Below are 19,711 nucleotides of genomic sequence, written 5' to 3'. Positions count from 1 at the left end.
TATTTGATTAGAATCCCTCTCGCTCCTTGTGGGCAGGCTACGGAAAACCTCAACTAACGCACAAGAGACCAATAAAATGGCCAAATTTACCAAGACTCTGATCGCTGCCGGTCTGCTGGCTGCTGCCGCTACCCCGGCCTTCGCTGCTGACTACAGCGGTGATATCCACAAGAATGACTACAAGTGGATGCAGTTCAATATCATGCACACCATCGATCAGAAGCCCCATGGTCCGGATGGTTACAACGATACTTATTTCGAGATGGAGTTTGGTGGTCGTTCAGGCATTTTTGACCTGTATGGTTACGTTGATTACTTCGATATTTTTGACTCCAAGCACAGCGACAAGCACAAGCAAGAAAACCTCTTCATGAAGTTTGCTCCGCGTGTATCTCTGGATGCATTGACTGGCCAAGACCTCTCTTTTGGTCCGGTGCAAGAAGTTTACGTTGCCACCCTGTTTAACATCGGTGGTGTACAAGGCCTGAATGATGCATTTGTAGGTCTGGGTGCTGACGTTATGGTGCCGTGGTTTGGCAAAGTTGGTATGAACCTTTACAAGCGTCATGCTAACGAAACCTTCAGTGGTCAAGGCGAAGGCTGGAACGGCCAACAGTTCTCCATGAACTGGTTCAAACCTTTCTATACCTTCTCCAATGGCAGCTTCGTCTCTTACCAAGGTTATCTGGATTACACCTGGGGCATGAAAGAAACCAGTCATTCTGATGGTCTGGGAACCTTCCACGGTATCTACTGGCATTCCGACCGTTATGCCGTTGGCTACGGTCTGAAGTACTTCAACGAAATCTACGGTATCGACAACTCCGACGCGTTCAAGTCTACCGGTTTCGGCCACTACTTCTCTGTTACCTACAAGTTCTAATAAAACTTGGGGTACAAAAAAACCGGAGCATCTGCTCCGGTTTTTTTATGGCCGCGATTTAGATAGCGTGGCGCGAGTCATCAAGTGCGCCACGGCTGAGTGGAGAAATCAGTCGCGGAAGTTCTGGAACTGCATCGGTTGACCCAGTTCGGCGCCACGGACCAGTGCCATGGTCTCTTGCAGATCGTCACGCTTCTTGCCGGTGACACGTACTTCATCACCCTGGATGGCGACCTGTACCTTGATTTTGGAGTCCTTGATCAGCTTGACCAGCTTCTTGGCGATCTCTTTCTCGATCCCCTGTTTGAACTTGACGGTCAGGTGGAAGCGTTTGCCGGAGTGAACGGAGTCACCCACTTCCATGGAGCTGTTTTCGATGTTGCGCTTGAGCAGGGCACCGCGCAGTATTTCGACCATCTGCTTGAGCTGGAAATCAGCATCGGCTTCCAGCTTTACCTCTTCCTTGTTCAACTCGAAGCTGGCTTCTACCCCACGAAAATCGAAACGGGTGGCCAGTTCACGATTGGCGTTGTCGACTGCGTTCAACACCTCGTTCATTTTGACTTCAGAGACAATATCGAATGACGGCATAGCCGGAGCTCCTCATGTTGCGTTATCGGGGGGCAAATCTACCAGAAAACGGGCAAATTTGCTGATTTTGATGGGGTTGCTCTGCTAGAATCCCCTGCGCACAGGACGGGTGGACCCGTTAGTGTCCACCAACGACATCTTCACTTATCCCCGGTAACAGGTTGAGAGGATTGCAACCCTTACCCTGACAGAGTCACACCATGCCAAGCGGATTAAAAAATTCCCGACAGCCCGTTATTCCACCCGTTACTCCGAAGTGGTCACTGTTGGGTTGTGGCGCCCTCGGCGGCGTTTTTGCCTCCCTGTTGACCCTGAGTGGTCAATCTACCCGTGTCTTGTTGCGCGAACATCATAAGTCCACGCTCCATCCGGGGATCGATTTCACCTCGCTGGAGGGGCATGTTCAGCTGCTCAATATCGAGCGCGGGTTTGTCAGCAAACCCGGCAAGATCCAGCGTCTGCTGGTGATGACCAAGGCCAGTCAGGTGATTGCCGCACTGACGCCGCTGGTGGGTAAGCTCGATGCCGGCGTGCCAATCGTGCTGCTGCACAACGGGATGGGCATTGCCGAGCAGGTGGTCGAGATGTTCCCGCACAATCCGGTGATTGCCGGTGTCACCAGTCATGGTGCCATGCAGTGCGGCCATTTTGTCTTCCGTCATACTGGCAAGGGGGAAACCTGGCTTGGCCCGATCAACGATGCCGCCAAGGCCCATGTCGCGCTCGCGGACGAGCTGGCGCTGGCACTGGGTCAGGCTGGTTGGGATGAACAGGTATTGACGCGCCAGTGGCAAAAGCTGGCCATCAACTGTGCCATCAATCCCCTGACGGCTCTCTACAAGCTGAAAAATGGCGAACTGGCAGGCCCCCGTTTTGCCGATGCCCTGCAGCAGATCTGCGTGGAAGTGGCGGATGTGATGTGCGCCGAAGGAGTTGCAACCACGGCAGAGGAGTTGCAACGCCGGGTGATGACAGTGGTGGAACTGACCGCTGACAATTACTCCTCCATGTATCAGGATATGGAGCTGGGACGCGAGACCGAGATTGAGGCCATCACCGGCTTCCTGTTGGCCAAGGCTGCCCGGCATGGCATTGCCGTACCGGTCAATCAGGGTCTCTATCAGGCGATCAAAGAGAAGAGTCAGGCTGCCTGATCCGTTACATGACAGAGCAAGCTGCAAGGAGGCGAACGTGAGTGTACTGGTGCTGGTGGCCCCCGGGTCGGAAGAGATAGAGACGGTCGCCATTGTCGATACCCTGGTGCGCGCCAGCATCGAGGTGGTGCTGGCCTCTTGTTGCCCTGCCGGATTGCGGCAGGTGAAAGCATCGCGCGGGGTACAGCTGGTGGCCGATTGTCATATCGACGAGCTGACCCGTCGGGACTTTGAAGCCATCGTGGTGCCCGGCGGTCTGCCCGGCAGCGAAGTGATCCGCGATACCCCGCTGGCCATCGATCTGCTCAAAGAGCAGGCCGCTCTTGGTCGCTGGCGTGCAGCTATCTGCGCCGCCCCTGTGGTGGTGTTGCAACATCACGCTCTGCTGGGTGATGCCATCGTCACCTGTCATCCCGGCTTTCAGTCCCGACTACCGACATCGCAGCTGTCACGTGAGCGGGTAGTCAGGGATGATGCTCATCGCCTTATCACCAGTCAGGGGCCGGGCAGTGCCATCGAGTTTGCGCTTGAACTGGTCCGGATGCTGCGCGGGGATGAGGTGGCGGCCACTGTCGCTGGCCCTATGGTGCTGCCTTGAGCGCACTCTGCTGCAGAATCCAGCTGGTCATGCTTTGAAAAATGGGCCCCGGTCATCTTGATCGGGGCCCGTTTGTTATCTGCCGTTGTCGGTCACGCCATCTTGTCCGGCTCAGTAGTCGTACTGTTTGCACTTCTTCTTGCGAAACTCTTCACGCCAGCGTGACAACTCTTGTTCTGTGCCGAGCTTGTCCCCTTTCTTGATGGCCTGTTCCAGTATCTCAATCCGGTCGTACAGCCAGCGGCACTCTGCCGTCGGGTTGTTCTTGCCGATGCCGGTCAACGGCAGCAAACAGAGTCCCAGCCAAAGATATTTCATCCCGAACGCTCCTTGTCATTGTGGTAGTAAAGGTCTCCTTGGAGTCTACTATTTTAGCCGCAACGAGAGAGATAGAGCTGTGCTTATCCTTGGGGTAAGATGGTACCATGTCTGTTTATTTATACAGTAGTATGCGCAAGATCATCCATATCGACATGGACTGTTTTTTTGCCGCGGTGGAGATGCGAGATAACCCCGCATTGCGGGAGGTGCCGCTCGCCATCGGTGGGTCCTCCGAGCGGCGCGGTGTTATCTCGACCTGCAACTATGTGGCGCGCCGGTTCGGGGTGCGCTCCGCCATGCCGAGCGCCCTGGCGAAAAAACTCTGCCCGCCGCTGGTGCTGATCCCTGGGCGAATGGCGGTGTACAAGGATATCTCCCGTCAGCTCAGGGCCATTTTCCTCCGCTATACCGATCAGGTTGAACCACTGTCGCTGGACGAGGCTTACCTCGACGTGACCCACAGTCGCTGTTGTGGCGGTAGCGCCACCCTGATGGCGCAAGAGATCCGGCAAGCCATCGTCACCGAACTGGGATTGACCGCCTCGGCCGGAGTGGCCCCCAACAAGTTTCTCGCCAAGCTCGCCTCGGAGCAGCGCAAGCCTGATGGTCTGTTTGTCATTCGTCCCGACGAAGTGGCCGAATTTGTCTGCCAGTTGCCCCTCGGCAAACTGCCCGGGGTGGGTCGCAAGACCGCCGAGCGGCTGGAGGCGCAGGGGCTTTACACCTGTGAGGATGCACGGGCTTTGTCGGCACAAGAGCTGTGCAGCCGTTTTGGCAAGCTGGGAGAGATGCTGACGACCCGGATCTGGGGGCTGGATGAACAGCCGGTGCAGGCACACCGGATCCGCAAAACCATCGGGGTGGAGACCACCCTGGCGAACGATGTTTGTGACGAAGCCGCCTGCCTGACGGTATTGCAGCAACTGCTGCCGGAGCTGGAGCGGCGATTTCAGCTGGCGTGCCCTGCCGAGCAAGTGATGGGGCAGGGGATTAAACTCAAGTTTGCCGACTTCCACCAGACCACCGTCTATCGCAGTCAGGGTGGCTATCAGCCAGCCTTGTTCGTTCCCCTGCTCAAAGAGGGGCTACAGCGGGCGCAAGGGCGTTCGGTTCGCCTGCTGGGCTTGGTGGTGGGTTTGCCAAAAGAGGGTGAAGTTAATCAACTCTCGCTGGATTTGCTGTGAGAGAGTTAAGTTTTTGTTTATAAAGTCGATAATCTATCCATATCTGTATGACGTAGGAATATTGGCATGAGCGCTCTTTCTGTCCAGGGTCGGATTACCCTGATCGCCGGTTGCTGTCTGTTGGTGACAGCCGCCGCTCTGGTTGCTTCTTCGATTTACAACGCGAACAAGATGCAACAGCAGGTGCGGCAAGCCACAATGCACGAGGCGCAGCAGTCTGCCGAGAACTGGATGAAGGCGATGGGCTCGGAGCAGGCGGCCAAGGTGACCAGCTATCTAGATGAGGCCTATTTCCGCGCCAGTTTGCTGGCGGAGAGCGTGTTGTTCCAGCGCAAGAATGCGGCCGAGAACTTTGTCCATTCGGAGGCGCTGCGCAGCGCCGTCAATCAGCAGCTGCACGATGCCGTTGCCTCATCGACCAATCTGCTTGGTGTCTATGCGGTGTTCGAGCCTGACCAGCTGGATGGGGAAGACAGCAACTATCAGGGCTCAACGGCGCTGGGTTCCAACGACAAGGGTCGTTTTTCCAGTTACTGGGCCTATGACAACGGCAAGATAGAGCCGGAAGTGCAGAATGAGGATGTACTGGCCGATGAGAGCCCGACTGAGGCTGGTGGCATCGAAAACGAGTGGTATCGCTGCAGTATTCGCACCCGCGCCCTCTGCCTGCTGGAGCCTTATCTGGACGATGTGGGCGATAAACAGATATTGATGACCTCGGTGACAGTCCCGCTGCTGGAGCAGGAGACCTTGCTGGGGATGGTCGGGGTCGATATTTCGCTGGCCACTTTGCAGAGTCTGGTCAGTACCATGGACAAGGAGCTCTATGAGGGCAAGGGCAGAATCTTGCTGGTCAGTCACGAGGGGCGCGTGGCGGGAGCCGATGAGTTCGATGTGACCATGGGGCGCGGGTTGGATCAGAAGTATCAGGGGCTGGCCAGCGAGCTGAAAGGCTGGCTCAGTCAGGGGCAGGAGCTGACTCGCTGGAGCAGCGACGGCGCCCTGTTGCAGACCTTTGTCCCGGTATCCATGCGTGGCACCGACCGAAAATGGGGCATCTACATTGAATTGCCACGGGCCGTAGTACTGGCCTCGGCCCAGAAACTGCAAGATGAGCTGGCCAGTGAAGCCAATCGCAGCGTGGTCTCGCAGCTGTCAATCGGGGTGCTGATCTCGCTGGTGGCCCTGAGTTTTATCTGGTTGATGGCGCGCCAGATTGTGGCGCCCATCCGCGCCGTGGTTGCCCGCCTCAAGGATATCGCCAGCGGCGAGGGGGATTTGACCCAGCGTATCGAGATCCAGCGGCAAGACGAGATCGGCGAGCTGGCCAAGTGGTTCAACAGCTTCCTCAACAAGTTGCAATCCACCATCAGTCAGGTGATTGATACCGTCTCCGGTACGCGCAACAGTGCCGAGCGGGCCGCGCAGGTGGCCGAGCGCACCAGCAGCGGCATGCAGGCCCAGTATCAGGAGATCGATCTGGTGGCAACGGCATTTGAAGAGCTGAGCGCCACGGCGTTGCAGGTCTCCGGTAATGCCGGCTCGGCGGTGGCGGCTGCCAACACCACTGATGCCGCGGCGCAAGAGGGCAAATATGTCGTTGCCGACACCCAGGAGGCGATGCGCAAGCTGATGACCATCATCAACGATGCCCAGCCGGTGGTGGAGCGACTCTCCGCCAACAGCGACAACATCAACGATATTCTCACCGTGATTCAGGGAATTGCCGAGCAGACCAACTTGCTGGCGCTCAATGCGGCCATCGAGGCTGCGCGGGCCGGTGAACAGGGTCGTGGCTTTGCCGTGGTGGCCGATGAGGTGCGTAATCTGGCCGGTCGCACCCAGAATGCCATCGTCGAGATCCAGACCCTGATCAGCCAACTGCAATCCGGTACCGGCGCCGTGGTCAAGGCGATCCGCGATGGTCATGGTCAGGCTGACGAGACGCTCGCCAAGGTGGATCTCTCGGTGCAGGTGCTGGAGCAGATTATCCAGTCGGTCTCCACCATCCATCAGATGAACGAGCAGATTGCCCGGGCGGCGCAGGAGCAGAGCCGGGTGGCGGACGAGATCAACCGCAACGTCAGCAACATTCGCGATGTGAGCCACACCATTCGGGCCGAGGCGGCGACCTCCGCCGAAAATGGTCGCGAGCTCTCTGCGCTGGCGGATAAACAGCAGCAGCTGGTGGGGCAGTTCAAGGTATAGAAGGGATGAAAAAAGGCGCCATCCAGCTGGAGGCGCCAAACACATTCAGATGACAGACTGGGTCAAACCGGTGAGATTTGAGCCCCTCTTCCCGCAGAGGAAGAAACACAACACCACAATCGCAGTCGAAAGACTCACTAAAAACACATGTAAACCAACACGTAGTAGAAAATGTGAGCCATATGACGACTGATTGCTGGGCGAATTATGTTTATTCACTGGTCGACCCGCAACCGACAAATTATAATGCGCCCCATTAGAAAAACTCATCGTCGGCTGGTGTCATGTCTCGTCGTTTACCCCCGCTCAATGCCCTCAAGGCGTTTGAAGCTGCGGCTCGTCACTTAAGCTTTACCCGCGCAGCAGAAGAGTTGTTTGTGACTCAGGCTGCCATCAGTCACCAGATCAAGGCGCTGGAGGAGTATCTTGGCATCAAGCTGTTCCGCCGCAAAAATCGCTCCTTGTTACTGACCGAAGAGGGGCAGGGCTATTTCCTGGATATCAAGGACATCTTTGCCTCCATCTCTGAGGCGACCGACAAGCTGCTGGCTCGCAGTGCCAAGGGGGCGTTGACTGTCAGTTTGCAGCCGAGTTTCGCCATCCAGTGGCTGGTGCCGCGGTTGGTCAAGTTCAGCGAGCGCCACCCCGATATCGATGTACGGATCAAGGCGGTTGATCTCGATGAAGGGTCGCTTACCGACGATGTGGATGTGGCCATCTACTACGGCCGCGGCAACTGGCCGGGTCTGCGCTCGGACAAGCTCCATACCGAATACCTGATCCCGGTCTGTTCTCCCTTGCTGCTGACCGGGCCCAAGCCACTGCGTACGCCGCAAGATTTGACTCTTCATACCCTGTTGCACGATACCTCCCGCCGCGACTGGAAGGCCTGGTTCCGACAGCTCGATATCGATGCACCCAACGTTAATCAGGGGCCCATCTTCAGCCACTCAACCATGGTGATTCAGGCGGCGATCCACGGCCAGGGGGTGGCGCTTGGCCACAGCGTGCTGGCACAACCCGAGATTGAGGCCGGCCGCCTTATCTGCCCGTTCGAGCAGGTGCTGGTGAGCAAAAATGCCTTCTATCTGGTGTGCCAGGAGCAACAGTCGGATCAGGGCAAGATCGTTGCCTTCCGCGACTGGATGCTGGAGCTGGTGGAGCAGGAAGAGGCGCGTCGCAGGGCAAGGCTCGCCGATGCCTGATGTGATCCGCGAGGGGGCTGTTGATGCCCCCGTTCGCATTTTGCTGGCCCACGGGGCAGGTGCAGGGATGGATCACCCCTTTCTTGCCGAGATGTCACGTCTGCTAGCTGGCCCCGAAATCGAAGTGGTGCGCTTCAACTTTCCCTACATGACCAAGCGAGCACAGGATGGCAAGCGCCGTCCGCCGGACAGAGCACCTGTGCTGCTCGCCCATTGGCGCGACATGATCCGCGAGTTTGCCCATCCACGGCTGTTTCTGGCGGGCAAGTCGATGGGCGGGCGGATGGCGGCGGAACTGTATAGCGCAGGCGAGGGTGAGATGAATGCTGCAGGATTGCTCATTCTCGGGTATCCTTTCCACCCTCCGGCCAAGCCCGACAGTTGGCGAGGCGAGGTACTCAAGCATATTGCAGTGCCAACTCTGCTGTTGCAGGGGGAGCGCGATACCTTCGGTAGTCGCGCCGAACTGGCCGATTTCCCCTTCTCACCCGCCGTATCGGTCCATTGGTTGACCGATGGTGATCATGGTTTCAAACCGCGTAAAGCCAGTGGCGTGAGTGAGCAGGATAATATGCAGCATGCAGCGGCGGCCATCAGCCATTTTGTGGCCCGGCATGGATAGCACGAGAGGGTTGGCTTTATTGCCAGCCGTGATGAGAGAGGGAGAGTGAGGATGCAGATCCATCGACATTGGCTGATACTGGCCGGTCTCTTCGGGTTGACGGCCACCATGCTGGGGGCTTATGGCGCCCATGGATTGGCGGCGACCGGCATTACGCCCGAGCGTCTGGCGGCATTCAATACCGCCGTGCAATATCAGTTTTTTCACGCATTGGCCCTGCTGGTTCTGGGCTGGTGTGGTGTGCGCAGCAAGGTGATCCACCTGGCTGGCACCGCTTTTGTGCTGGGGATCATCGGATTCTCCGGCAGTATTTACGCCATGGTGCTGCTTGGCAGCAAGGGGCTGGGGTTGATTACTCCGGCCGGTGGCCTCTGTTTTATGTTGGGATGGGCGGCCCTGATCTGGGCTGGCTGTCGTCTTGGAGGAAAAAATGAATAATCTGCTGCTTTATTGCCGCCCCGGTTTTGAGAAAGAGGCGGCTGCAGAGATCACCGAGCGTGCCGGTAACATGCAGTGCTACGGTTTCGCCCGGGTCAAGGACGACAGCGGTTATGTGATCTTCGAACTGTATGACGAGGAGCAGGCGGACCTGCTGGCTCGCAAGCTCCCATTCCGGGAGCTCATCTTCATCCGTCAGATGCTGGTGGTCACCCATGAGCTGAAGGATCTGGATGTCGCGGACAGGATCTCCCCGATCCTTGAGGCGGTGAGTGACTACACCATTTGCGGCGATCTGCGGGTCGAAACCGCGGATACCAACGAAGCGAAAGAGCTGTCGGCCTTCTGCCGCAAGTTCACCGTGCCGCTTCGTCAGGCGCTGCGCAGCAACGAGATCCTGACCAAGAAGGAGACGCCAAACCGTCCGGTGTTCCACGCCTTCTTCATGGCCAATGATCACGTGTTGCTGGGTTACTCCTACTCGTTCAACAACTCCGGATTCCACATGGGGATCCCGCGCCTGCGCTTCCCGGCCGATGCACCGAGCCGCTCCAGCCTCAAGCTGGAGGAGGCGTTTTACGTGTTCGTGCCGCGGGAAGAGTGGGATGTGCGTCTCTGTTCAGGCATGAAGGCGGTGGATCTGGGCGCCTGCCCGGGTGGCTGGACCTATCAGTTGGTGCGCCGTGGCATGATGGTGACGGCGGTCGACAACGGCATGATGGCCCAATCCTTGATGGATACCGGTCAGGTCAAGCATATCCGGGATGACGGTTTCGTCTGGCGTCCGAGCAAGAAGAACACCTACTGGCTGGTATGCGACATGGTCGATAAACCGGCACGGGTCGTTCACATGATTGCAGACTGGTTCCGTGAGGGCGACTGCCAGGAGGCGATGTTCAACCTCAAGCTGCCGATGAAGAAGCGTTATGCCGAGTCGGTGCACAATATCGAGGTATTGCGCGAGATGCTCAAGGAGATCGACAACGCATTCGTGATCCAGGCCAAGCAGCTCTATCACGATCGGGAAGAGATCACTGTGCATGTTTACAACAAGTACTGGGTCTCCAAACTCGAGCCCAAGGCGTGATGTAGCAGTTCTGCCCGTACGATAAATACCAAGGCCGACAGGGAAACCTGTCGGCCTTTTGCTATTCGGGAGGCAAAAAATCAGAAACGGTAATCGAGGCGCAGGGAAGATTCGTCGTCGGTCACCTTGATCTCTATCTGCAGCGGGATGGTTTTGTCGACCGGATTGAATTGCATCTTTATCCCGTCCCCTCTCAGCCTGAGGGCGGTGTTCATTCCGCCAGCCTTGAACTTGACCTTGGGTCTGAAGCGTTCGACCGACAGACTGACGCTCTTTTCCGGGGTCAGATTAAGCTGCGGGTAGGAGGTGATCTTTTGATTACCAAAGTTGTCGGTGGAGACTTCAATACCAAACGACAGGGGTTTGGGTGCCTTGAGCAGGTCGTTGGTATTCAGGCTTGAACGCCATACCTCGGTGGCAGTCCGTTTTTCCTGCTGCGGCAGTTTGGCGGTTTGGGTTGATTGAGCCTGTTCGAAGGCACTTGCAGCACCACAAACCAGCATCAAACCCGAAACCAGATAGCACCCGTATCCCTTCATGAAAAACACTCCCTGTTCTTCTTCTCTATTGAACATAGTTGCTGTTTGGGGAGTGGCAAAGGATTCGGAAATATAAAAAAGGGAGCCTATGCTCCCTTTTAAAATCAATTGGTTAGCTTACAGGCGATCGATGATGGCTTGGGTGAATTCGCTGGTGGAAGCCGTGCCACCCAGATCGCGGGTGACCCGATCACCGGATTCGATGGTAGCTCGCACCGCCTCGCGGATCCGCTCTGCTTTATCCTGCATGCCGAGGTACTCCAGCATCTGGATGGAGGCGAGGATCACCGAGGTCGGGTTGGCAATGTTCTTGCCAGCTATGTCAGGCGCAGAGCCGTGGACCGCTTCGAAGATGGCCGCGCCATCGCCGATGTTGGCGCCGGGCGCCATGCCAAGGCCGCCGACCAGACCGGCGCAGAGATCCGATAGAATGTCGCCGAACAGGTTGGTGGTGACCATGACATCGAAACGCTCCGGGTACATCACCAGGTTCATGCAGGCGGCATCGACGATCATCTCTTCGCTCTGGATATCCGGATAGTGGCTGGCGATTTCACGTGCCACTTCGAGGAACAGGCCGGAGGTCGACTTGAGGATGTTCGCCTTGTGGATGATGGTGACCTTCTTGCGCCCTTCCTGACGTGCCAGCTCGAAGGCGAACTTGACGATGCGTTCGGCCCCTTCGCGGGTGATGATGCTCATCGCCTCGGCACTCTTGTTGTCATCGCTGCGCTTCTGACCTGCACCCGAGTACATCCCTTCGGTGTTTTCACGCACCGTGATGATGTCGATGTTGTCGTAACGGCTTCTGGTACCCTTGAAGGAGATGACCGGGCGCACGTTGGCGTAGAGGTTGAACTTCTTGCGCAGGGAGACGTTGATGGAGGTAAAACCGCCGCCGACCGGTGTGGTCAATGGCCCTTTCAGGCTCACCTTGTTCTTCTCAATCAGATCCAGGGTAGCCTGGGGCAGCAGCTCGCCATGCTTCTCGAGGGCAACCAGACCCGCATCAGCGTATTCGTACTCAAAATCACAGCCCGCATGGGTCAGGATCTGGATGGCTGATTCAATGATGCTGGGGCCGATGCCGTCGCCGGGGATCACGGTAATTTTTCTTTTGGACATGAGAGGGTTCCACTTCCAGGGTATAGGGGAGGATGGGGCTGCTTTATAGCATTTACTCAGCAAACCAACCACATTCCTTTACATTCTACTCACTTTTATCAACAGCGAGGGTGAGTCTCGTCATGGTTCACGCCCTTGCCTGCATTTTTGTTCGGCACTTCAGTCCGGCTGGGTCGGGTAGCGGATGTCCCGCAGGTTGAATCCCAGCGGAATATCCTGCTGCAAGCGCACCAGCCGCTGGGCCAGCAGGGCCTCATCCTGATGTTGGCGCAGCTTGATCAGGGGCTTGGCGGCATCCTCTTGCTGACAGGCTTCGAGCATGGCTGCCAGATGGCCATATTTCTGCAACAGCTGGGTGGCGGTCTTGGGGCCGATCCCCGGAACCCCCTTGATATTGGAACCGCTGATACCGGTCAGGGCCCAGAAGTCGACCAGCTGAGCAGGGGCTACCCCATATTGCTGCTGGACGAAGGCGGCATCCAGCCAGCGTTTGTTGAAGTAGTCGCGCACCCGGATCTGCGGGCAGATCAGTTGGCAGAAGCCCTTGTCGGTGGAGATGATGGTCGCCTGATGGCCATGGCTGGCGATGCCACTGGCAAGGGTGGCGATAAGGTCATCCGCTTCATCGGTCTCGGAGAGCAGGGCATCGACCCCGCACTCCCAAAAGGCATCCTGCAGGGTCGCCAACCCCTCACGCAGTTCGGGGGGCATGGGGGTTCGCCCCTCCTTGTAGGCCGGATAGACCTCTTTGCGCCAGCTATGCACCTCGCCATCAAACACGGCAATGACATGGGTCGGCTCGCTATTGGCCAGCAGCTTGCGGCAGGTATTGATAAGGTTGGCGCGGGTTGCAACCAGCGCCTGGGCAGGGGTCAGTGCCTGCTGGGCCTGTACCGCGTGCAGACGGCGAATGAGGTTGAGGGCATCGATGATGAGCAGGTGTGGCCGGATAGTTGACATGGGGCACTCTTGGCGGTCGGGACGCCCCATTGTAACAAACCGCTCGCCTTATGGGGGATTGATGGCAGTCGGGAAGGCATTGAGCCAATAAAGAGGGGCGCCGATGCGCCCCTCTGTCGATGATGTATCTGTATCCTAGCGGACGATTTCGTAGCAGGGCACATACTGACTGCCCGGCAGCTTCATCCGCTGCTGCTTGACGAAACTCTCCAGCAGCTTGTCCATCAGGTGCATCAGCTCCTTGTCGCCGTGCAACTTGAAGGGGCCCTTCTTCTCGATGGCGCGAATACCCCCTTCCTTGACGTTGCCGGCGACGATGCCGGAGAAGGCACGACGCAGGTTGGCGGCCAGCAACTGGGGCGGCTGGTTGCGGTGAAGGTCCAGACTGGCCATGCTGGCGTGATCCGGCTCGAAGGGGAGCTGGAACTCCGGCTCAATCTTGAGGGACCAGTTGAAGGAGTAGGCATCACCGACCGATTTGCGATATTCGCGGATTTTCGGCATCGCCTCTTTCATCACTCGGGCCACTTCCGGCGCATCGCCGACAATGATCCGGTAGAGCTTGGTCGCAGGTTCACCGAGGGTCGCCTTGATGAAGTCGTCAATGGCACGGAAGTAGTCGGCACTCTCTTTCGGGCCGGTCAGGATGATGGGCATCGGCTGCCGCTCGTTGGCCGGATGCATCATGATGCCGAGCAGATAGAGCAGCTCTTCGGCGGTGCCGACCCCGCCCGGGAAGATGATGATGCCATGGCCCAGACGCACGAAGGCTTCCAGCCGCTTCTCGATATCCGGCAGGATCACCAGCTCGTTGACGATGGGGTTGGGCGGTTCGGCCGCAATGATGGAAGGCTCCGTGAGGCCTATGTAGCGGCCGTTGCGTACCCGCTGTTTGGCATGGCCGACGGCGGCCCCCTTCATCGGACCCTCCATGGCGCCCGGGCCACAGCCGGTACAGATGTTCAGCTCACGCAAGCCCAGTTCGCTGCCCACGGCGCGGGTGTACTGGTACTCGATCTCGTTGATGGAGTGGCCACCCCAGCAGACGATCAGGTTGGGATCGGCGCCGGGCAGGATCACCTTGGCGTTGCGCAGGATGGCGAACACCACGTTGGAGATGTGAGTGGAGTTGGTCAGATTGACCAGGCGGTTGGACTCGAGCTGATTGGAGACATAGAGAATGTCGCGCAGCACCGAGAAGAGGTGCTCCTGAATGCCGCGAATGATCTCGCCATCGACAAAGGCGTGCTCGGGGGCATTGAACAGTTCCAGCTTGACCCCGCGCTCGCGCCGGATCACATGAATATCGAACGATTTGAAGCGCTCCAGGATCTCCTTGGAGCTGTCGGTATGGCTACCGGAATTGAGCACTGCCAGCGAGCAGTTGCGAAACAGTTGATAGATATCGCTGGAGGCAGTCTGCTTGAGGCGATCCACCTCGAGCTGTGACAGCAAATCCATGCTGCCAACGGGATTGATGTGCGTAATCATAGGTTCCCCTTTACTCACTTGTTATCGTTGTGTTTTTCCCTGGGGAGAAAAGGGGACGCTATGTTGCATCCCCTGAGATCGATAGTAGTGGTAACAGAGGGTGGAGGGAAATAGGGCGACGACTGTTCGCTGTTTTTTTAGCCGCTTGTCAGGCCAGTGTCACTTGATCCCGACCGGTGTGCTTGGAGTGGTAGAGCGCCTTGTCCGCCCGCTCGAACACATCTGACGGGTTGTCCCCATCCTTGAACAGGGTTGCGCCGATGGAGATGGTGATCTCCACCTTGGCATCGCGAAAACGGAACGGGATGCTCTTGATGGTCTGGCGCAGGGTCTCCAGCGGCTTCTGGAACTTGTCCGGGTTGATGTTGGGCAGCAACACCACAAACTCTTCCCCACCAAAACGAGCGATGAAGTCGGTGTCACGCAGCGCGCTCTGCAGCGCCTTGGCGACTACTTTCAGTGCCTTGTCACCCGCCATATGGCCGTAGTTGTCATTGATGTTCTTGAAGTGATCGATGTCGATGATCGCCATGCAGAGCGGAGTGCGGTAACGAAGCCAACGTTTGTACTCCTGCTCCAGCCGTTCATCGAGGGCGGCCCGGTTGTGCACCTGGGTCAGGCTGTCGAGGAACAGCTTGTGTTTTTGAATGGTCAGCCGCTTCTTGTACTCGGCGGTCTCCTCCTTCATCAAGCGCAGCTTGGACTCCATGGTGGAGAGGCGGGTGAGCAGGTGACGTTCCCGTGCTGCGGTACTTTCCCGTTCTTGCAGCAGCAGGTTGATGGCGCCCATATGGCCGGAGATGGCGCGCTTGAGCGCATCGATGGAGTTATGGCTGGCCAGAGAGTGATCGATCGCCTGCAACTCGTTGACCAGTGCTTCGCGGGTCTCTCGGGTTTCGTTTTGCAGTGCACGCCCTTCATCGAGGGATTCGGTAAAGCCGACATGTACTGCGGACAGGCTCTCGTTGAGGGAGCTGAGGAAGGCGCGGGAGGCTTTGCGCTCCTCACGGGTGCCTTCGATGATGAGCTCGATCACCTGCAGGCAGGTTTCCGCCAGCAGGGCAGGGTTGATCCCGATCAGCAGTTGGCGGCGAATGTCGCTCAGGCTCTCGCCGATGGCGCCGGCAAAGTCGAGTTCGGTGATAAGCCGCTGCAACTCATCGGCGATGCGAGCGTGATCTTTTAGATCAAACGGGTCTACATCGGGCTGGCCATCGTTGCTGGCAGTATCGCTTGCTTGTTGAGTTGCACCTGAAGGTGCCAACAGGGGTTGGCTTGGCAGCAGCTGGATCTTGATCGCCTGCTGGTAGAACTCCAGCAGCTTGATCACCTTCTTCTGGTGATCGGCAATGCCGTAACCGGCAGGACTTGCCAGAAATTCCTTGAGGGACTTGCGGGTCTCTTCCGGGAAGCCCTTGATGGTTTTCAGCTGTTTGGAACCAAGATCGATGGCAGTTTGGGTCAGGGTGATCGACTCTTCCAGCGCATTGCTGTGCTGCTGCAGCAATTTTTCAATGGCCAGCAGGTCGGCGTCCAACGAGGTAAATGCGGGATTGTTATCCAGTTTCTGCTTGAGCTTGGCGAAGCGATTGTCCAGCTCGCGGTCGAAACCACGGCAGGAGAGCATCAACTTGTTGATAAACTGGATGCCGCGAGCACGCTCTGCATCGGAAAACGACAGCACGCCGTCGAGTTCCAGCTGTTTCTGCTGAAGGGATTCCCTGAGTCTTGCCAATTGTCCTGCTACGGCAGCGATGTCATTCATTATCAGGTCGCCCTGTTGTCATTATTGTTTTTGGTGTTGGATAGCAACAGTGGTCGAACCTGGTTTCGATCCTCGCCTGTTATCTACATTATTTCCTGGTGGTTATCGGCTGCCGGCTTCCTTGCAAGGCTGGGCCAATTAACCCATTGCTTTTCATGAGAAGAATTGACTTTTACCAGTCCCTTGTCAATTGCCATCAGGCCGCATTGCCACACATCTCCATTAAAAAATGCCGCTTGTTGGCAATCGATCGCCGCGAGCTCCAACCAGGCGTTTTGCTGGCATTTTTCACTGAGCTGAATGGCTCCCGACAGGGCGAGATAGCAGAGGTCAAACAGGCCATTGTGATCGAGCGCGGTCGCCGCTTTCGGCAGGAAGGGGTGACTGACAATCCCGAGGCTGATCTGGCGATCCAGCGGATAGTTGCAAGGGAAGGCGGCGATGGCGGTCAGCAGGTCTCCCGCCAGTTGATGCAGGTTGGTGACGTGGCGCTGTGGCACCACATAGAGCATGTGTCCTTCACGCAAGTCATAGATACGGCCATCTTGCGGGGTCAGGGTGTCCATATAGGCACCGAAGGCCTGCTCGATTTCTCTGCTGGCCTGATAGCCGTGGCGCTCCAGCGTGTTGACCAGGAAAGGCACACGGAACAGCAGATAGTGCAGCTTGTCATCGAACTCGCTGGAGGGCTGTTCGCTGAGGTACCAGCGATCCGATTTCAGCTGGCGCTTTGCCATCTCCCGCGGCCAGCGGTTCATCAGCCGTTGCCAGTTGGCCAGCCCCGAGCGTGGCTCGATCAGCAGGGCCTCATTGGTCCGTTTCAGTTGCAGGCGGGCAGTACGCAGCTTAAGCCAGAGGGTGAAGAAGAGGTAGATAAAGAGCGCCAGCAGCAGGCTGGTGGTGATACTCGACCAGAGATAGCGCTCCTGCTGATGCTGGCTGTTGTTAAGTCGCTGCTCCAGCTCTTTGATATGTTGCACCCGCTCGACCTGGACATAGTTGTCGCGGATCGCCGCCTGCTCCATAGCCTGCTCCTGCTGGCGCACCTCCTCGCCAAGACGGTGGAAGCGCTTGTAGCTGTCGAGGGCCTGGCGCAGATACCCCTTCTGCTCATAGGCCAGCGACAACAGGCGGAATACCTCGTACTGACGGCGAGTATCGCCGAGCTGATTGGCCAGCGCGCGGGCGTTCTCCAACTGCAGAATGGCGATGGCGGCCTCCTGTTTCTTCAGATAGAGCTCGCCGAGCAGCAGCAGGGTATCGATCAGCGGCTCTTTGGCATCGCTCAGTTCGTGAGACTGACGGGCCGCATTGAGGTAGTTGCTGGCCAGCGAGAGGTTGCCGCTTTGCAGGTAGGTTTTGCCAATTTCATATTTGAGCAGGGAGGCTTGCGGTCGGTTGCTCCCCTCATCGAGCAGATCCAGCGCATTGAAGAAGTAGACCAGCGCCATATTTAGGTCGCCCTGCTCGCGGTTGAGTCGCGCCAGCACCATCAGGGAGTCGCACAGCAGGGAGGGGTTGCCGATGGAGTGGAAGTAGTTGGCCGCCTCATTGGCATACTGCAGCGCTTTCTGTGGCTCCTGCTCCTGCTGGTAGAGTTTCACTATCTGGTTCGACAGCAGGCCGAGAAAGAGCGGGTCATTGAGGCTTTTGGCCTGTTGCTGGGCATCGATATATTCCCCAAGCGCCAGTTGCGGCTGCTGCAGCGCGCGATAGAGGTCGCCGCTGATGGCGCTGACCCAGGCACTGGCGAGAGGATTGGGGGTCTTGGCGGCCCAGATCCGCGCATCTGCCAAGTGGGCCTTGGCATCATCGAAGTGCTGGTTCTCGATGTCGTAGCTGGTGCGTTGCAGGCGGCCATAAATCTGGAGCTGGCTCTGCTTGAGCGTGGGGACGGCCAGCTGTTCGTCCAGTTGATCCATCAGGGCACGGCTGGTGCTCTGGTTATCCGGTTTGAGGGCCTGACTGCGGATCTTGAGATAGAGGCCGTGGGCCTTGAGTTCCGGTTGTCGCTCTTTGTCTGCCAGCGCCATCGCCTTGTCGAGCGCTTGCTGGGTGGCCTGATATTGGCCCAGTTGCAGCAGACACTCCCCTTTGAGCAGATGGGCGCTTATAGTCTGGGCCGCCGTGCTGTAACTCAGGATGGGCTCGCGATAACCGAACTCCTGGCGATTGCTGATGATTTGCTGGGGATTATTGGCTGCGCGCGTCAGGAAGGCGGTGGTGATCTGGACGCATCTGGCAGGATCGGTCAGTACCATCGATTGCGCTTGTTGCAGATCGATAGAGAGTTGCTCCTTGTCCAGATCCAGATTCGGAGCTGACAGGGAGGACATCATCATGGCCAGAAAAAACAGTTGATTCATTGGATTAAGGACGGCGCAGAGGTGTTGGCATGTTATCCAAGCCCCCCCCTGCGAGTCCAGCGTTTACTGTGGTTTGCTGGTGGCCGGCAAGTGGGTTTCGTCTGGATTTTATTATCCAGCCCCCTTATCCCTGCTGCGTAAAGCATCAATTGAAGCCTTTTGCCAGTCATGGAGGGCAGCGTACCTGCCCTCTCTGTCGCAGCTCGACTTTATTGGCGGATCAGACGCAGGTTGGCGGGCACGGCTTCGAAATCGGAGCGGAACGGGTTGATGTCGAGGCCGCCGCGGCGGGTATAGCGGGCATAGACGGTCAACTGCTCAGGCTGGCAATAGTGCTTGAGGTCGATAAAGATCCGCTCGATGCACTGCTCGTGGAACTCGTTGTGCTGGCGAAACGAGATGAGATAGCGCAGCAGCTTCTCCCGATCGAGTTTCGGCCCCTTGTAGCGGATCACCACAGAGCCCCAGTCGGGCTGGCTGGTCACCAGACAGTTGGATTTGAGCAGGTGGCTGTGCAGGGTCTCTTCTACCTGATCGCTACCGGCTGCACCTTGCAGCAGGGACGCATCAAACTCGTAATTGTCTACCTCGATATCCTGCTCGTCGATGCACTCGCCGGGCAGCTGGGCAATCTGGTGCGGCGCCTTGTCGAGGGGGAACAGGGTCACTTTGACGGTCTCGCCCGCACAGGCACTCAGATCCTTGGTCAGCATGGCGGCGACTGCCTCGATAGAGTCGCAACGGGTCTGGTTGAAGGAGTTGAGGTAGAGCTTGAAGGATTTGGATTCGATCAGGTTCGGACTGGTGGCCGGGATGGTCACTTCCCCCACCGCCACCATCGGCTTGCCCTTGGCATTGAGCCAGGAGAGCTCATAGAGGGTCCAGACATCGCAACCGCTAAAGGGCAGGTCATCGCCCAGCTTGAGATCATCCCGGTTCAGGCTACGTGGAACCGGCTGCAGCAGGGAGGGGGTGTACTGGCTGATGTAATCGGATTGCTGGCCCAGGCTCAGGCCGGTCAGGGCGCTGGCCCCGGCGTATCTATCTTGTTTGCTCACAGGGTTGCTCACGTAATGTGCTCATGATGAGTGGAATGAAACGGGCCATTGCTGGGCCGGATGGTTGCAGCCGTTTGGCTTGGGTGTCGGCCTCTCTGTATCCCGGGTTCTGTTTC

The 19,711-nt window shown here is 57.6% G+C and carries 18 protein-coding genes; 9 read left to right on the top strand and 9 right to left on the bottom strand.

All coding sequences use genetic code 11. The features are described 5' to 3' along the window. The first annotated feature begins 76 nt into the window (after positions 1–76). Positions 77–883, top strand: a complete 807-nt coding sequence (locus OKC31_RS03795; protein ID WP_005349699.1) for a nucleoside-specific channel-forming Tsx family protein — start codon at positions 77–79, stop codon at positions 881–883. A gap of 108 nt (positions 884–991) precedes the next feature. Here the strand turns inward: OKC31_RS03795 and OKC31_RS03790 are convergent, their stop codons facing one another. Then, the gene (locus OKC31_RS03790; protein WP_005338634.1) at positions 992–1,474 is read right to left on the bottom strand and encodes a YajQ family cyclic di-GMP-binding protein; all 483 of its coding nucleotides are present in this window, start codon (positions 1,472–1,474) and stop codon (positions 992–994) included. 200 nt (positions 1,475–1,674) lie between these two features. Between OKC31_RS03790 and OKC31_RS03785 the strand changes: the two genes are divergently transcribed. Continuing rightward, the gene (locus OKC31_RS03785; protein ID WP_257696824.1) at positions 1,675–2,628 is read left to right on the top strand and encodes a ketopantoate reductase family protein; all 954 of its coding nucleotides are present in this window, start codon (positions 1,675–1,677) and stop codon (positions 2,626–2,628) included. Between the two features lie 37 nt (positions 2,629–2,665). Beyond that, the gene (locus tag OKC31_RS03780) at positions 2,666–3,226 is read left to right on the top strand and encodes a DJ-1 family glyoxalase III (protein WP_257696823.1); all 561 of its coding nucleotides are present in this window, start codon (positions 2,666–2,668) and stop codon (positions 3,224–3,226) included. Between the two features lie 111 nt (positions 3,227–3,337). Here OKC31_RS03780 and OKC31_RS03775 read toward each other — a convergent pair whose 3' ends face one another. Then, a complete protein-coding gene (locus OKC31_RS03775) occupies positions 3,338–3,544 on the bottom strand; it encodes a hypothetical protein (protein WP_106842353.1) in 207 nt (68 codons plus the stop codon). Positions 3,545–3,675: 131 nt separating this feature from the next. On the opposite strand from OKC31_RS03775, the gene dinB reads away from it, so the two are divergent. The 6 genes from dinB to rlmM all read left to right on the top strand — a co-directional run bounded on the left by dinB (position 3,676) and on the right by rlmM (position 10,291). Then, the gene (gene dinB, locus OKC31_RS03770; RefSeq protein WP_255909469.1) at positions 3,676–4,731 is read left to right on the top strand and encodes a DNA polymerase IV; all 1,056 of its coding nucleotides are present in this window, start codon (positions 3,676–3,678) and stop codon (positions 4,729–4,731) included. 66 nt (positions 4,732–4,797) lie between these two features. After that, positions 4,798–6,939, top strand: a complete 2,142-nt coding sequence (locus OKC31_RS03765; RefSeq protein WP_270656297.1) for a methyl-accepting chemotaxis protein — start codon at positions 4,798–4,800, stop codon at positions 6,937–6,939. 284 nt (positions 6,940–7,223) lie between these two features. Continuing rightward, positions 7,224–8,144, top strand: coding sequence for a transcriptional regulator GcvA (locus OKC31_RS03760; RefSeq protein ID WP_005338622.1), 921 nt, complete (start codon positions 7,224–7,226; stop codon positions 8,142–8,144). Next, positions 8,137–8,766 (top strand): alpha/beta family hydrolase, encoded by a 630-nt coding sequence (locus tag OKC31_RS03755; RefSeq protein ID WP_270656294.1) that lies wholly within the window; start codon positions 8,137–8,139, stop codon positions 8,764–8,766. Before OKC31_RS03760 ends, OKC31_RS03755 begins: the two co-directional genes overlap by 8 nt. A 51-nt stretch (positions 8,767–8,817) precedes the next feature. Continuing rightward, positions 8,818–9,204 carry a DUF423 domain-containing protein gene (locus OKC31_RS03750; protein ID WP_058052208.1) on the top strand — a complete coding sequence of 129 codons (387 nt, stop codon included), beginning with the start codon at positions 8,818–8,820 and terminating at the stop codon, positions 9,202–9,204. Then, entirely contained in the window at positions 9,197–10,291 is a 1,095-nt protein-coding gene (rlmM, locus tag OKC31_RS03745) for a 23S rRNA (cytidine(2498)-2'-O)-methyltransferase RlmM (RefSeq protein WP_005338617.1), read from the top strand. The genes OKC31_RS03750 and rlmM overlap by 8 nt, the downstream gene beginning before the upstream one ends. 80 nt (positions 10,292–10,371) lie before the next feature. Here rlmM and OKC31_RS03740 read toward each other — a convergent pair whose 3' ends face one another. The 7 genes from OKC31_RS03740 to queF form a co-directional block, all read right to left on the bottom strand. Beyond that, a complete protein-coding gene (locus OKC31_RS03740) occupies positions 10,372–10,830 on the bottom strand; it encodes a hypothetical protein (RefSeq protein WP_270656293.1) in 459 nt (152 codons plus the stop codon). A gap of 117 nt (positions 10,831–10,947) precedes the next feature. Continuing rightward, complete coding sequence (locus tag OKC31_RS03735) at positions 10,948–11,955, bottom strand: isocitrate dehydrogenase (protein ID WP_005349723.1); 1,008 nt, start codon at positions 11,953–11,955, stop codon at positions 10,948–10,950. A 159-nt stretch (positions 11,956–12,114) separates the two neighbouring features. Continuing rightward, positions 12,115–12,915, bottom strand: coding sequence for a flap endonuclease Xni (gene xni, locus OKC31_RS03730; RefSeq protein WP_236367490.1), 801 nt, complete (start codon positions 12,913–12,915; stop codon positions 12,115–12,117). A 135-nt stretch (positions 12,916–13,050) separates the two neighbouring features. Further along, a complete protein-coding gene (ppnN, locus tag OKC31_RS03725; RefSeq protein WP_019445906.1) occupies positions 13,051–14,406 on the bottom strand; it encodes a nucleotide 5'-monophosphate nucleosidase PpnN in 1,356 nt (451 codons plus the stop codon). 148 nt (positions 14,407–14,554) lie between these two features. Beyond that, positions 14,555–16,171: a GGDEF domain-containing protein gene (locus tag OKC31_RS03720; protein WP_244775407.1), complete on the bottom strand. Its 1,617-nt coding sequence runs from the start codon at positions 16,169–16,171 to the stop codon at positions 14,555–14,557. Positions 16,172–16,254: 83 nt separating this feature from the next. After that, positions 16,255–18,537: a tetratricopeptide repeat protein gene (locus OKC31_RS03715; protein ID WP_270656291.1), complete on the bottom strand. Its 2,283-nt coding sequence runs from the start codon at positions 18,535–18,537 to the stop codon at positions 16,255–16,257. A gap of 209 nt (positions 18,538–18,746) precedes the next feature. Continuing rightward, a complete protein-coding gene (gene queF / locus OKC31_RS03710; RefSeq protein WP_270656289.1) occupies positions 18,747–19,595 on the bottom strand; it encodes an NADPH-dependent 7-cyano-7-deazaguanine reductase QueF in 849 nt (282 codons plus the stop codon). Between the last annotated feature and the right edge of the window lie 116 nt (positions 19,596–19,711).

The organism is Aeromonas sp. Y293-4 (assembly GCF_027705905.1).
In the GTDB taxonomy this organism is placed as follows: domain Bacteria; phylum Pseudomonadota; class Gammaproteobacteria; order Enterobacterales; family Aeromonadaceae; genus Aeromonas; species Aeromonas veronii.
This window is presented reverse-complemented; position numbering and strand designations above follow the sequence as displayed.

What these genes read in the sequence shown, in the direction of transcription:
- OKC31_RS03795 (WP_005349699.1), top strand. Translation starts at nt 77, where the DNA reads ATGGCCAAATTTACCAAGACTCTGATCGCTGCCGGTCTGCTGGCTGCT.
- OKC31_RS03790 (WP_005338634.1), bottom strand. Translation starts at nt 1,474, where the DNA reads ATGCCGTCATTCGATATTGTCTCTGAAGTCAAAATGAACGAGGTGTTG.
- OKC31_RS03785 (WP_257696824.1), top strand. Translation starts at nt 1,675, where the DNA reads ATGCCAAGCGGATTAAAAAATTCCCGACAGCCCGTTATTCCACCCGTT.
- OKC31_RS03775 (WP_106842353.1), bottom strand. Translation starts at nt 3,544, where the DNA reads ATGAAATATCTTTGGCTGGGACTCTGTTTGCTGCCGTTGACCGGCATC.
- dinB (WP_255909469.1), top strand. Translation starts at nt 3,676, where the DNA reads ATGCGCAAGATCATCCATATCGACATGGACTGTTTTTTTGCCGCGGTG.
- OKC31_RS03765 (WP_270656297.1), top strand. Translation starts at nt 4,798, where the DNA reads ATGAGCGCTCTTTCTGTCCAGGGTCGGATTACCCTGATCGCCGGTTGC.
- OKC31_RS03760 (WP_005338622.1), top strand. Translation starts at nt 7,224, where the DNA reads ATGTCTCGTCGTTTACCCCCGCTCAATGCCCTCAAGGCGTTTGAAGCT.
- OKC31_RS03755 (WP_270656294.1), top strand. Translation starts at nt 8,137, where the DNA reads ATGCCTGATGTGATCCGCGAGGGGGCTGTTGATGCCCCCGTTCGCATT.
- OKC31_RS03750 (WP_058052208.1), top strand. Translation starts at nt 8,818, where the DNA reads ATGCAGATCCATCGACATTGGCTGATACTGGCCGGTCTCTTCGGGTTG.
- rlmM (WP_005338617.1), top strand. Translation starts at nt 9,197, where the DNA reads ATGAATAATCTGCTGCTTTATTGCCGCCCCGGTTTTGAGAAAGAGGCG.
- OKC31_RS03740 (WP_270656293.1), bottom strand. Translation starts at nt 10,830, where the DNA reads ATGAAGGGATACGGGTGCTATCTGGTTTCGGGTTTGATGCTGGTTTGT.
- OKC31_RS03735 (WP_005349723.1), bottom strand. Translation starts at nt 11,955, where the DNA reads ATGTCCAAAAGAAAAATTACCGTGATCCCCGGCGACGGCATCGGCCCC.
- xni (WP_236367490.1), bottom strand. Translation starts at nt 12,915, where the DNA reads ATGTCAACTATCCGGCCACACCTGCTCATCATCGATGCCCTCAACCTC.
- ppnN (WP_019445906.1), bottom strand. Translation starts at nt 14,406, where the DNA reads ATGATTACGCACATCAATCCCGTTGGCAGCATGGATTTGCTGTCACAG.
- OKC31_RS03720 (WP_244775407.1), bottom strand. Translation starts at nt 16,171, where the DNA reads ATGAATGACATCGCTGCCGTAGCAGGACAATTGGCAAGACTCAGGGAA.
- OKC31_RS03715 (WP_270656291.1), bottom strand. Translation starts at nt 18,537, where the DNA reads ATGAATCAACTGTTTTTTCTGGCCATGATGATGTCCTCCCTGTCAGCT.